Source organism: Nocardioides sp. YR527 (assembly GCF_900101045.1).
Taxonomy (GTDB): domain Bacteria; phylum Actinomycetota; class Actinomycetes; order Propionibacteriales; family Nocardioidaceae; genus Nocardioides.
This window is the reverse complement of sequence record NZ_FNFN01000008.1, coordinates 22,943-35,142: the sequence shown is the minus strand read 5'-3', so window position 1 is coordinate 35,142 and position 12,200 is coordinate 22,943. Positions and strand designations below refer to the sequence as shown.

The following is a 12,200-nucleotide window of genomic DNA, read 5'->3' as shown; positions in this document are numbered from 1 at the left end:
GGCCAGAGCCTCAGCCGAGCACCCGGTCCAGCCAGGCGTTCCAGAACCGGCGGTCCGGGTCGAAGCGGCGTACGAGGTCCCGGAAGTCATCCCAGCGCGGGAACTCCGCGCCGGGGTCGGTGGTCGCGAAGAGCTTGCCCCAGTGCGGCCGGGTGCCTGTCGGAAGGCGCTGCTCCAGATCGGGCAGGAGCGCTCCTACGCCGACCGGGTCGGCCTTCCAGGTGAAGTGCAGCGCCAACGAGTCGGTGCCGTAGGCGGGGGAGAGCCAGAGGTCGTCGGCGGCGACGGCGCGGATCTCGCCCACCTGCAGCAGCGGCCGGACGCGGTCGGCGAGCGAGCGGACGGCATCGACCGCCTCCTGGGCGCGATAGAGCGGCACCAGGTACTCGCTCTGCAACTCAGCGCCGACGCTCGGCTGGAAGTCGAGCCGGAAGTGGGGCAGCCGCTCGTGCCATGGGCCCGGTACGCCGAGCTGCTCGGTGCACGGCGCCGGGTCGAGACCGGGGACGACGTGCCGCGGCCCGGTCGCGAGCACGGTCCCGGGGATCTCCGGCGTCGTCGAGCGCGACTTCACCCAGACCCGGCCGACGGACCCGTCCGGCTCGTCGGTCCACCGGGTGAAGATCGACACCGAGTAGGCCGCGCCGAGGATCTCGGTGAGGTGTTCTCGCAGGTCAGCGTAGGTGAGACCCTCGTGGACCGTCTGCGCGACCTGGTAGGTCGGCGAGGTCAGCAGCTCGAGATGGGTCACGATCCCCAGGGCGCCGACGCCGACCACGGCCCCGGCGAAGTCGGGCTCTCCGGCCGAGAGGCGCACCAGCTCGCCGCGCCCGTCGACGATCTCCAACGCGGTCACGGAGGTGGCCAGCGAGCCGTTGCCGACGCCCGAACCATGCGTGCCGGTCGCGACCGCGCCGGCGACCGAGATATGGGGGAGCGAGGCGAGGTTGGGCAGCGCCCGCCCGCGCTCCTGCAGCCAGGCGGCGAGCTCGCCGTAGCGCATCCCGCCAGGCACTCGGACGACATCGCCGACCAGGCTCGGTGACTCCTCCAGGCCGTCGAGCGACACCAGCACCCCCGGTGTGTCCGCGAGGTCGGTGAAGGAGTGCCGAGACCCCAGTGCGCGCAGCCGCGGCTCGCGCAGCACGAGGTCGCGTACGTCCTCGACGGAACGTGGTCGCACGAGCTCGCGCGCGGTGTAGTCATAGCTGCGAGCCCACGTCGATCCGCAGGCCTCGGAGGCAGGGCGCATAGACGGATCGTAGCGATGACACGCGCTGGTGGCCGGTGGTCTACTGGACTGCGAGCACGTCGACCTGGGGAGGATGGATGACCGAGCACGCAGCAGAGGCAGACCTGGAGGAGCAGGCGACCGACGTCGTGGAGGAGACCGTCGACGACGAGGCGCCGCTGGACGCCGAGGAGACGGTGACCTCGACGCCGGACGACGTCGACGAGGCCGACTACGCCGAGCAGAAGCACGACGCAGGCAGCCCCGAGGACGACTACGACTACTGGGCCTAGGAGTTCTGCGGGAACCCCAGGTTGATCCCGCCGTGCGAGGGGTCCAGCCACCGGGTGGTGACCGCCTTCTCCCGGGTGAAGAAGTCCAGTCCCGCGGGGCCGTACGCCTTCGCGTTCCCGAACAGCGACGCCTTCCAGCCGCCGAAGGAGTGGTAGGCGACAGGCACCGGGATCGGTACGTTCACACCGACCATTCCGACCTGCACCTCACGCTGGAACCGCCGGGCGGCGCCGCCGTCGTTGGTGAAGATCGCGGTGCCGTTGCCGAACTGACCGGAGTTGATCAGCTCCAGGCCCTCCTCGTAGCCGGAGACGCGGACGACCGAGAGCACAGGGCCGAAGATCTCCTCGGTGTAGACGGTCGACGTCGTCGGCACCCGGTCGACCAGCGTCGGTCCGACCCAGAACCCGTTCGGGTCGCCGTCGACCTCGATCCCGCGTCCGTCGACGACGACCTCGGCCCCGTCGGTGGCGGCCACGTCGACGTACGCAGCCACCTTGTCCCGGTGGGCGCCGGTGATCAGCGGCCCCATGTCGGTGCCCCGGGTGCCGTCGCCGGTCTTGAGCGTGGCCATCCGCGAGGTGATCTTCGAGATCAGGCTGTCGGCCACCGAGTCGACCGCGAGCACGACGGAGATCGCCATGCAGCGTTCGCCGGCTGACCCGAAGCCCGCGTTGACCGCCGAGTCGGCGACCAGGTCGAGGTCGGCGTCGGGCAGCACGAGCATGTGGTTCTTGGCGCCGCCGAGCGCCTGGACCCGCTTGCCGGCGGCGGTGCCGCGCTCGTAGACGTAGCGGGCGATCGGGGTGGAGCCGACGAAGGAGATCGAGGCGACGTCGGGGTTGTCGAGGAGCGCGTCGACCGCCTCCTTGTCGCCGTGCACGACGTTGTAGACCCCGTCGGGCAGGCCTGCCTCGGACCACAGCTCCGCGATCCAGCTGGACGCGGTCGGGTCCTTCTCCGAGGGCTTGACCACGACCGCGTTGCCGGCCGCGATCGCGATCGGGAAGAACCACATCGGCACCATGGCGGGAAAGTTGAACGGGCTGATGATGCCCACCACGCCGAGCGGCTGCTTGAGCGTGGTCACGTCCACGCCGGAGGAGACCTGCTCGGAGACCGTGCCCTTGAGCAGGTGGGAGAGTCCGCACGCGAACTCGACGACCTCGAGCCCGCGGGCGATCTCGCCGGCGGCGTCGGAGAGCACCTTGCCGTGCTCGGCGGTCAGGATCTCGGCGAGCTCGCCCTTGCGGGCGTTGAGCAGCTCGCGGAACTTGAAGAGCACGGCCGTACGCCGCGTCAGCGAGGTCTCGCTCCACTCTTCGAACGCCTTCTTGGCCGCGGAGACGGCGGTGTCGACATCGGCGGCCGCGGCGAAGCGTACGCGTTTCTGGACGGTGCCGAGGGCGGGGTTGTAGACGTCGCCGAGGCGGGTGCCGGTGCCGGGGTTGGTGGCCCCGCCGATCCAGTGGTCGAGGATGGGGAGGTCGGTCATGTCATGCGTCCTTACTGAGCTGCTTACAGGGTGCCGAGCACGTCGTCGTAGATCGAGATCGCCTCGGCGACCTCGTCGGGCGTGACGACGCACGGGGGCACCACGTGGATGCGGTTCTCCATGGTGAACGGGATCAGGTTGCGGGCGATCAGCTCGGACTTGATCCGGCCCATCGTCGCGGCCGGGAGCGGCTCGCGCGTCGCGCGGTCGGTGACGAGCTCGAGGGCCCAGAAGACCCCGGTGCCGCGTACCTCGCCGATGACGTCGTGCTTCTCGGCCAGCGAGGCGAGGCCGGGGGCGATGTGGTCGGTGCCGATCGTCGCGGCGTTGTCGACGATGCCCTCCTCGTTCATCGCCTCGATGGTCGCCACGATCGACGCCATCGCGAGCGGGTGGCCGGAGTAGGTGAGCCCGCCGGGGAAGACCCGGTCGTCGAAGGTCGCCGCGACCGGGTCGGAGATGATCACCCCGCCGGCGGGTACGTAGCCGGAGTTGACCCCCTTGGCGAAGGTGATCAGGTCGGGGACGACGTCGTAGGCGTCCAGGGCGAGCCACTCGCCGGTGCGGCCGAAGCCGGCCATGACCTCGTCGAGGATGAGCATGATCCCGAACTCGTCGGCCAGCGCCCTGACCCCGGGAAGGTAGCCCGGCGGCGGGATCATGATCCCGGCGGTGCCGGGGATGGTCTCGAGCAGGATCGCCGCGATCGATGCCGGCCCCTCGGACTCGATGACCCGCCGCAGGTGGCGCAGCGCGCGCTCGGACTCCTGCTCCGGCGTGGTCGCCCAGAACTCCGAGCGGTAGAGGTAGGGGCCGAAGAAGTGGACGTGGCCGCGGGCGTACTCGTTCGGGATCCTGCGCCAGTCGCCGGTCGCGACGATCGCCGCACCGGTGTTGCCGTGGTAGGAGCGGTAGGTCGAGAGCACCTTGTCGCGGCCGGTGTGGAGGCGCGCCATCCGGATCGCGTTCTCGACCGCGTCGGCGCCGGCGTTGGTGAAGAAGACCTTGTTGAAGCCCACCGGCGCGATGTCGGTGATCCGCTCGGCGGCCTCGCCACGGGTCAGGTTGGCGGTCGTCGGCGCGATCGTGGTCAGCGTCTCGGCCTGCTTCTTGATCGCCTCCACCACCTTGGGGTGCTGGTGGCCGATGTTGGTGTTGACCAGCTGGCAGGAGAAGTCCAGATACGTACGTCCCGAGTGGTCCCACACCCGCGAACCCTGGCCGCCGGCGATGACCAGCGGTTTCAGCGACGCCTGGGCGGACCAGGAGTGGAAGACGTGCGCCCGGTCGAGATCGTAGGCGCGGGCATCGAGGGCGGGGTCGGGGGTGACCCCCGCTGACGTGGTTTCGGCGCTGGTCAAGGCTGTCCCCTGGGGTGCGTGGGCGGACATGGATCTGGATTGCGCGCTTCGCGCGCTTACTCCCTCGCTCGGCACGAGCGGACGAGCAAGCTCGCCGCTCGACCTCGCTCAGGTCGTCTCTCACTCTACGCCGGAAACGGCAACGTAGCCGCCGAACCGGAGTACTGATTACGACGGTATATCAGGTCGACGGCTACGTTTTCGTTACATTTAGGTGCCATGTACAACTGAATCACGCGCCGCCAACGGTGACCTCCACCTCGATGGGCGTGAAGTCGCTGCCCTGGGTGTCGACCTCGTCGCCGAGCTCGTCGAGCGCCTTCTCGATGTACTCGTTGGAGTAGGCCGTCTCCGGTGGCGCCTTGGTGATCAGCTTCTCGCCCTTCTCGTTGGTCGCCGAGAGCGCGCCGTCGACGGTCTGCTTCCAGGCCGCCTCGTCGATGACCCCGACCCCGTTCTCGGCCGGCCAGATGAGCTTGTTGGTCTCGTTGAGCATCCACAGCTCGTGAGACGGACCCCAGGTGGACTCGTGCTCGGCCATGGTCGGGGCGACGTCCTCGGCGTTGTCGCGGGCGTAGGCCCAGCCCTTGACGACCGCCTTGAGGAACTTGACGGTCGTCTCCTCGTAGTCAGCGTCGGAGGAGAGCCGCTCGGTGTCGGCCCACAGCGCGTCCTGGAGCATCGCGCCCTCAGTGTCCTCGTAGGAGATGACGTTGAAGTCGGCAGGCTGATAGAGCTCCCCGGTCTCGGGGTTCTCGGCCTCCAGCAGCTGGGCGTACTCGTTGTAGGTCATCGCCTGTGCCGCGTCGATGTCGCCCTGCAGGAACGCGTTCATGTTGAAGTCCTGCGTGACGATCGAGACGGACTTGGAGTCCAGCCCCTCGGCGGCCATCGCGGCGAAGATCTCCCACTCGTTGCCGAAGCCCCACGAACCGATCTTCTTGCCCTCGAAGTCCGCGACGGACTCGATACCGGAGTCCGCCCAGGAGACCTGCAGCGTGCCCGAGCGCTGGAAGATCTGGGCGACGTTGGTCAGGTTGGCGCCGCCCTCGATCGAGCCCAGCACCTTCGGCACCCAGGCGACCGCGTAGTCGACGTCGCCGTTGGCCAGGGCGTCCTGCGGCACGATGTCGCCACCCGAGGGGATGATCTCGACCTCGAGGCCCTCGTCCTCGAAGAAGCCTTGGTCCAACGCCGCGTAGTAGCCGGCGAACTGGGACTGCGGCAGCCACTGCAGCTGCAGCTTGACCTGGGCCAGGTCGCCCTCGCCGTCACCCTCGCTCCCGGAGCCGCCGCACGCGGCGAGCCCCAACGTCAGTGCCACGGCGGCCGCGGCAGCGAGTCCTTGTCGTACGAGACTGTTCATTTCTCCTCCGGTGGTCGAGCTTGTCGGGACCACCTCCGCGCCACACTGCGAGAAGGAGGCCGTACGCCGCCTAGCGGCTCTCTCCTGACGGATAGGCCCTGCGCGCGAGCCGCTCCAGTGCGGCCGTGAGCGCGAAGACCAGCAGTCCGAGCACGATCGCGCCCCCGACGTACGCGAATGCCCGGGCATGGTTGGAGGTCGCGGCGTTCTTGATGGCGCTGCCGAGACCGTTGTTGACCCCGCCGAAGTACTCCGCGACCAGCGCCGAGATGACGGCCAGCGACCCGGCCAGGCGCAGTCCGGTGAGGGTGTAGGGCACCGCGACCGGCAGCGTCACGGTGCGGAAGCGCTGCACCGGCCCGGCGGCGTACGTCCTCATCAGATCGCGCTGCAGGGGAGTGGTCTGCCGCAGGCCGCGGAGGGTGTTGACGAAGACCGGTACGAAGGCGGCGATCGCGCCGATGATGCGCCGCGGGGTCTCCTGGTCGGTGCCGAGCATCGTGTAGAGCAGCGGCGCGATCGCGACGATCGGGATGACCGCGATGATCGCGACCAGGGGGCCGAGCATGCCGTCGAAGAGCCTGGTCGTGGCGGCCACGCCGGCGAGCGCGACGCCGAGGACCCCGCCGACGGCCAGGCCCCACAGCGCGTTGGCGGCGGTGACCCAGAAGGCGGCGCGGATCGGCGCCCAGCTCTCACCGAGTGCGGTGACGACCTCACCGGGACCGGGGAGGAAGAAGGTGCCGATGCCGAGCACGTCGACGGTGAGCGTCCACAGGGTCAGGCCGATGAGCCCCACGACCAGTGGGGCGATCAGGCGCGTGGGCGACAGCGTCATGAGCCCGCTCCGGAGACGGGTCCGGAGACGGGCCCGGAGACGGGTCCGGAGACGGGTCCGGCGTGCAGCGCCTCGCGGACCTCGGTGACCAGCTCGTAGAAGCGCTCCGACTCGCGCAGCCCCTCGTTGCGGACCACCTCGGGACCGAGCCCGGTCTCGACGATCCGGGTGATCCGGCCCGGCCGCGGCGACATCACCACGACCCGCTCGGAGAGGAAGACCGCCTCCGGGATCGAGTGGGTCACGAACACGACCGCGGCGCCGGTCTCGCGGACCAGCCGGGACAGCTCGGTCTGGAGCCGCTCGCGGGTCATCTCGTCGAGCGCGCCGAACGGCTCGTCCATCAGCAGCAGCCGGGGCTGCTCGGCCAGAGCCCGGGCGATCGCCACCCGCTGTTGCATGCCGCCGGAGAGCTGGTCGGGGTAGTGCCCGGTGAACTCCTCCAGCCCGACCAGGGCGACGAGCTCGGCGACCCGCTCCTGCCGTCGGCGCTTGGAGACCTTGTGCAGCTCGAGCGGCACCGCGATGTTGTCGGCGACCGTACGCCACGCCAACAGCCCCGCCTGCTGGAAGGCGATCCCGTAGTCCTGGTCCTTGCGGGCACGCGCCGCGGTCTTGCCGAACACCTGCACGGTCCCCGCCGTCGGGCTCTCGAGATCGGCCACCAGCCGCATCAGTGTCGACTTGCCGCAGCCCGAGGGCCCGATGAGCGAGACGAACTCGCCGGGTGCGACGCTCAGGTCGATGTCGGCCAGCGCGTGCACCTGGCCCTGCTTGCTCGGGAACTGCTTGGTTACCCCGGCCAGCGAGACGGCGCCGGTGGTGCGCTCCTCGCCGTTCTCCGAGGGCGGTGCGGTCGAGGGGGAGTCGGTGCTCACGGTCGCCTTCCCGTCGTCGATCATGTCGCCTCGCCCCGCCGGTAGCGCCGCAGCGCGACGCCGATGAGCCAGACCACCCCGGCGGCGAGCAGCCCGAGCACGGCCGCGCCGAAGATCGGCGCCCAGGCCTTCGCCGGGTCGCCGGAGGCCTGCCCGCCGTAGCCGATCAGCTTGCGCCCGATGCCGTCCAGGTAGGCGATCGAACCCTCCGCCACCACCGTCCCGACCACGGCGGCGGCCGCTGCCAGCCGCAGAGAGGAGAGCAGGTAGGGCACGGCGGCGGGCAGCTTGACCTTGCGCACCGTGGGCCAGTAGCCCGCGTCGTACGTCCGGAAGAGCTCGCGCTGCTGGACGGTCGGTGACTGGAGCCCGCGCAGCGCTCCGACGGCGATCGGGAAGAAGGCGAGATAGGAGGCGATCACCGCGACCGACATCCACGCCGGCCACTCCCAGGTGCCGATGGAGATGTTGGAGCCCCACGACTTCACCATCGGCGCGAACGCGATCAGCGGCACCGTCTGGGACAGCACGATCCACGGCAGCAGGCCGTGCTCGGCGAGCCGGAACCGGTCCATGGCCAGCGCCAGCGCAAGTCCGACGACGGTGCCGACGAGCAGCCCGACGCAGGCGATCCCCAGTGACACCAGGGCCGCCTGGAGGACGACGAGCCACAGCGGTGAGGAGGTCGAGGCGGAGGTCTCCGGCTCGAGGAGCCGGGTGGCCATCTCCCACACGTGCGGCATCGCCAGGTCGGTCGCCCGCGGCAGGATCCGCGCCTCCCCGATGCCCCAGCCGGCCTCGGGGCCGAACCGCTTGTAGGCCTCCCACAGCGCCACGACCAGGGCCAGCCCGAGCAGTCCATCGACCGTCCGGGTGACCCCGGTGACAACGCGCCCCACGCTTACGCCTTCGCAGTCACGGGGCGGTTGACCCGCGGGATCACCAGATCGCCGTACGCCGCCAGGGTCTGGTCCATCGCGTCGTGCTGCAGGTAGACGGCGAACTGGTCGACCCCGAGACTCTTGAGCCGCTCGAGCTTGGCGACCTGCTCCTCGACCGACCCGAGGAGGCAGAACCGGTCGACGATCTCGTCGGGCACGAACTGGGTGTGGGTGTTCTCCGCCCGCCCGTGCTCGTTGTAGTCGTAGCCCTCGCGGTCCTTGATGTAGTCGGTGAGCGCCTGCGGGACGGCACCGCTGCCGTACTTCGACACGATGTCGGCGACGTGGTTGCCCACCATCCCGCCGAACCAGCGGCACTGCTCGCGGGCATGATCCAGTGCCTCGGGCGACCCGTCGGTGACGTAGGCGGGCGCGGCCACGCAGAAGGTCAGCGACTCCGGGTCGCGGCCGGCATCGGAGGCGGCCTTCTTGACCGCTCCGATCATCCACTCGGTGATGTCGGGGTCGGCCAGCTGCAGGATGAACCCGTCGCCGACCTCCCCGGCCGCCTTCAGCGCGAGCGGGCCGTAGGCCGCGATCCACACCTCCAGCTCGGAGCGCTTGGCCCACGGGAACTGCAACGTGGTGCCGTTGACCTCGACCGGGCGCCGGTTGGCGAGCTCGCGGATCACCCGGGTCGCTTCGCGCATCTCCCGGATCGTCGACGGCTTCCCGTTGAGCACCCGCACCGCCGAGTCGCCGCGCCCCATCCCGCACACGGTGCGGTTGCCGTACATCTCGTTCAGGGTCGCGAAGACCGACGCGGTCACCGTCCAGTCGCGGGTCGCCGGGTTGGTCACGAACGGGCCGACCTTGATCGTGCGGGTCTCGGCGAGGATCTGGCTGTAGATGACGTACGGCTCCATCCACAGCAGATGGCTGTCGAAGGTCCAGACATAGTCGAAGCCGTACGCCTCGGCCCGCTTCGCCAGGTCGACGACCCGCCAGGCGGGCGGGTTGGTCTGGAGGACGACACCGAAGTCCATCACGTCACACCAGGTACTGGGAGAGGTCGCGCTTGAGGTAGCTGCCGTGGCCCTTGGTGCCCTTGAACTCGCCATCGGCGACGACGACGGACCCCCTCGAGAGCACCACGTCGACGTGTCCGTCGATCTCGTAGCCCTCCCAGGCGGAGTGGTCCATGTTCATGTGATGGGTCCGGCCGTCCCCGATCCCGATGGAGGTGTGACCGTTCGGGTCGTAGACGACGATGTCGGCGTCCGCCCCCGGCGCGATGACACCCTTGCGGCCGTAGAGCCCGAACATCCGCGCCGGCGTGGTCGCGATCAGCTCGACCCACCGCTCGAGCGTGATCTGCCCGGTCACCACGCCCTGGTAGAGCAGGTCGACGCGGTGCTCGATCGACCCGATCCCGTTGGGGATGGCCCGGAAGTCGTCCTTGCCGAGCTCCTTCTGCTCCTTCATGCAGAAGGGGCAGTGGTCGGTGGAGACCATCTGCAGGTCGTTGGTGCGCAGCGCCTGCCACATCGCGTCCTGGTGACCCTCCTCGCGCGAGCGCAGCGGGGTCGAGCAGACCCACTTGGCTCCCTCGAAGTCGCCCCACTCCTGCGACCTCGCGCCGAGCTGGTCCTCGAGGGAGAGGTAGAGATACTGCGGGCAGGTCTCGCCGAAGACGTTCTTCCCGTGGTCACGGGCCGCGGCCAGCTGTGCGACCGCCTGCTTGGCGCTGACGTGCACCACGTAGAGCGGAGCTCCGGTCACATCGGCGAGCATGATCGCCCGATGGGTGGCCTCCTCCTCCATCTGCCAGGCGCGCGCGATGCCGTGGTAGTAGGGAGACGTCTTGCCGGACTCGGCCAGCTGGGCGGCGAGCACGTCGATCGCCGGTCCGTTCTCCGCGTGCATCATCGTCAGCAGCCCGTGGTCGGTCGCCTTCTGCATCGCCCGCAGCACCTGGGCGTCGTCGGAGTAGAAGACACCGGGGTAGGCCATGAACAGCTTGTACGAGGTGATCCCCTCGTCCACGAGCGTGTCCATCGCCTTGAGCGCGTCGTCGTCGACCCCGCCGATGATCTGGTGGAACCCGTAGTCGATCGCGCAGTTGCCGGCGGCCAGCTCGTGCCAGTGCGCCAACCCGTCCTGTACGCGCTCTCCGTAGCGTTGCACCGCGAAGTCGATGATCGTCGTGGTGCCGCCCCAGGCCGCGGCCCGGGTGCCGGTCTCGAAGGTGTCGGAGGCGTTGGTGCCGCCGAACGGCAGCTGCATGTGGGTGTGGGCGTCGACGCCGCCGGGGATGACGTACTTCCCGGTCGCGTCGATGGTGACGTCGGCCTCGATCGTGCCGAAAGGACTGGCACCGGGGGAGATGAGCGCGACGATCCTCTCACCGTCGACGAGCACGTCTGCCTGGGTGCGCCCGGTCGCGGAGACGACCGTGCCGCCCGTGATGAGCGTGGTCATGGGCCCTCCTCAGGGTCGGGGGATGGCGGCGTACGAATCGGGCCGCCGGTCGCGGTAGAACTGCCAGTCGTCGCGCATCTCCTGGACCATGTTCATGTCGAGGTCGCGGACGAGCAGCTCCTCCTTCTCGCCCGAGCCGAGCTCACCGACGAAGTTGCCGCGAGGGTCGATCACCTGGGAGGTGCCGTAGAAGTTGACCGCCTCCGGGCCGTACTCGTTGTCCTCCAGGCCGACCCGGTTCGGCTGGAGCACGAAGTAGCCGTTGGCGACCGCAGCGGCTGGGCCCTCGATCTGCCACAGCCGGTTGGAGAGCCCGGGCTTGGTGGCGTTGGGGTTGAAGACCATGTGTGCCCCGTTGAGCCCGAGCTCGCGCCAGCCCTCGGGGAAGTGGCGGTCGTAGCAGATGTACATCCCCACCTTCCCGACCGCGGACTCGAAGACGGGATAGCCCATGTTTCCGGGGCGGAAGTAGAACTTCTCCCAGAACTTCTCGACGTGCGGCAGATGGTTCTTCCGGTACTTGCCGAGGATCGTGCCGTCGGCGTCGACGAGCACGGCGGTGTTGTAGTAGATGCCGGTGTCGGCCTCCTCGTAGATCGGCAGCACCATCACGATGCCCAGCTCCTTGGCCAGGCTCGCGAAGCGCTGCACGATCGGGCCGTCGGCAGGCTCGGCGTAGCGGTAGTACTTCTTGTCCTGGGTGATCCCGAAGTAGGGCCCGTAGAAGAGCTCCTGGAAACACATCACCTGGGCGCCCTGCGCGGCGGCCTCACGCGCGAAGCCCTCGTGCTTGTCCAGCATGGAGGCCTTGTCCCCGGTCCAGGTGGTCTGGCTGATTGCGGCTCTGACGATGGTCATGCAACTACCTCCCTCCTTCAATACAAGCACGCCGCCGCGGCCCATGGGGCCACGACGGCATTTTTGATCGGAACGAGGTGGTGCGTGAAAGTTTGTGGCGCTAGGCCGCGGTCGCCGGATGACGTACGACGACGTGCTCGACCGCCCGGGCGAGCTCCTCGCGGAGCTCGGGCGCGAGCTGGGGGCAGTCGACGGAGAGGAACAGCTCCATCGCGGAGCGGGTCGCGCGGGCGCGCTCGCCGGGCGTGCCCTCAGGGAGGGTCGGCGCGATCTCGGCGAGGTGGGCGCTGGTCTCGACCACGGTATTGCAGTCGTGCGGGGTGAGTGGGGCGCGGGCCTCCCGGCCGGCGCGGACGAGGACGCTGAGAACCTCCACCTTGGCGGCGGTGGTCAACGACATAGCGCTCCTCGACGAGTCGAACAGATGCGAACCCACACCGTTCGCGTTGTGCGACGACATGTATCTCCTCGGTGGGACGTGTGCCTCCCCCGAGGCACTCTCGCCCACTCCAACGAG

The 12,200-nt window shown here is 69.3% G+C and carries 12 protein-coding genes; 1 reads left to right on the top strand and 11 read right to left on the bottom strand.

What is annotated here, in order from left to right:
- Positions 1–10 precede the first annotated feature (10 nt).
- The gene (locus BLT25_RS22750; RefSeq protein WP_091050938.1) at positions 11–1,252 is read right to left on the bottom strand and encodes an FAD-binding protein; all 1,242 of its coding nucleotides are present in this window, start codon (positions 1,250–1,252) and stop codon (positions 11–13) included.
- A gap of 77 nt (positions 1,253–1,329) precedes the next feature.
- On the opposite strand from BLT25_RS22750, the gene BLT25_RS22745 reads away from it, so the two are divergent.
- The gene (locus tag BLT25_RS22745; RefSeq protein ID WP_091050936.1) at positions 1,330–1,524 is read left to right on the top strand and encodes a hypothetical protein; all 195 of its coding nucleotides are present in this window, start codon (positions 1,330–1,332) and stop codon (positions 1,522–1,524) included.
- Here the strand turns inward: BLT25_RS22745 and BLT25_RS22740 are convergent.
- From BLT25_RS22740 to BLT25_RS22695, 10 genes are all read right to left on the bottom strand, one after another.
- Positions 1,521–3,020, bottom strand: coding sequence for a CoA-acylating methylmalonate-semialdehyde dehydrogenase (locus tag BLT25_RS22740; RefSeq protein ID WP_091050934.1), 1,500 nt, complete (start codon positions 3,018–3,020; stop codon positions 1,521–1,523). The genes BLT25_RS22745 and BLT25_RS22740 overlap by 4 nt on opposite strands.
- Before the next feature lie 23 nt (positions 3,021–3,043).
- The gene (locus BLT25_RS22735; protein WP_091050932.1) at positions 3,044–4,381 is read right to left on the bottom strand and encodes an aspartate aminotransferase family protein; all 1,338 of its coding nucleotides are present in this window, start codon (positions 4,379–4,381) and stop codon (positions 3,044–3,046) included.
- Between the two features lie 232 nt (positions 4,382–4,613).
- Positions 4,614–5,747: an ABC transporter substrate-binding protein gene (locus BLT25_RS22730; RefSeq protein WP_091050930.1), complete on the bottom strand. Its 1,134-nt coding sequence runs from the start codon at positions 5,745–5,747 to the stop codon at positions 4,614–4,616.
- A 70-nt stretch (positions 5,748–5,817) separates the two neighbouring features.
- A complete protein-coding gene (locus BLT25_RS22725; RefSeq protein WP_091050928.1) occupies positions 5,818–6,585 on the bottom strand; it encodes an ABC transporter permease in 768 nt (255 codons plus the stop codon).
- Positions 6,582–7,487 (bottom strand): ABC transporter ATP-binding protein, encoded by a 906-nt coding sequence (locus BLT25_RS22720; RefSeq protein WP_091050925.1) that lies wholly within the window; start codon positions 7,485–7,487, stop codon positions 6,582–6,584. The genes BLT25_RS22725 and BLT25_RS22720 overlap by 4 nt, the downstream gene beginning before the upstream one ends.
- Positions 7,484–8,362, bottom strand: a complete 879-nt coding sequence (locus BLT25_RS22715; protein ID WP_091050924.1) for an ABC transporter permease — start codon at positions 8,360–8,362, stop codon at positions 7,484–7,486. Before BLT25_RS22715 ends, BLT25_RS22720 begins: the two co-directional genes overlap by 4 nt.
- Before the next feature lie 2 nt (positions 8,363–8,364).
- Positions 8,365–9,390: a TIGR03842 family LLM class F420-dependent oxidoreductase gene (locus tag BLT25_RS22710; RefSeq protein WP_091050922.1), complete on the bottom strand. Its 1,026-nt coding sequence runs from the start codon at positions 9,388–9,390 to the stop codon at positions 8,365–8,367.
- 4 nt (positions 9,391–9,394) lie between these two features.
- Positions 9,395–10,825 (bottom strand): dihydropyrimidinase, encoded by a 1,431-nt coding sequence (gene hydA, locus BLT25_RS22705; protein ID WP_091050919.1) that lies wholly within the window; start codon positions 10,823–10,825, stop codon positions 9,395–9,397.
- Positions 10,826–10,834: 9 nt separating this feature from the next.
- Positions 10,835–11,683 (bottom strand): nitrilase-related carbon-nitrogen hydrolase, encoded by an 849-nt coding sequence (locus BLT25_RS22700; RefSeq protein ID WP_091050918.1) that lies wholly within the window; start codon positions 11,681–11,683, stop codon positions 10,835–10,837.
- A gap of 100 nt (positions 11,684–11,783) precedes the next feature.
- The gene (locus tag BLT25_RS22695; RefSeq protein WP_091050916.1) at positions 11,784–12,083 is read right to left on the bottom strand and encodes a hypothetical protein; all 300 of its coding nucleotides are present in this window, start codon (positions 12,081–12,083) and stop codon (positions 11,784–11,786) included.
- Between the last annotated feature and the right edge of the window lie 117 nt (positions 12,084–12,200).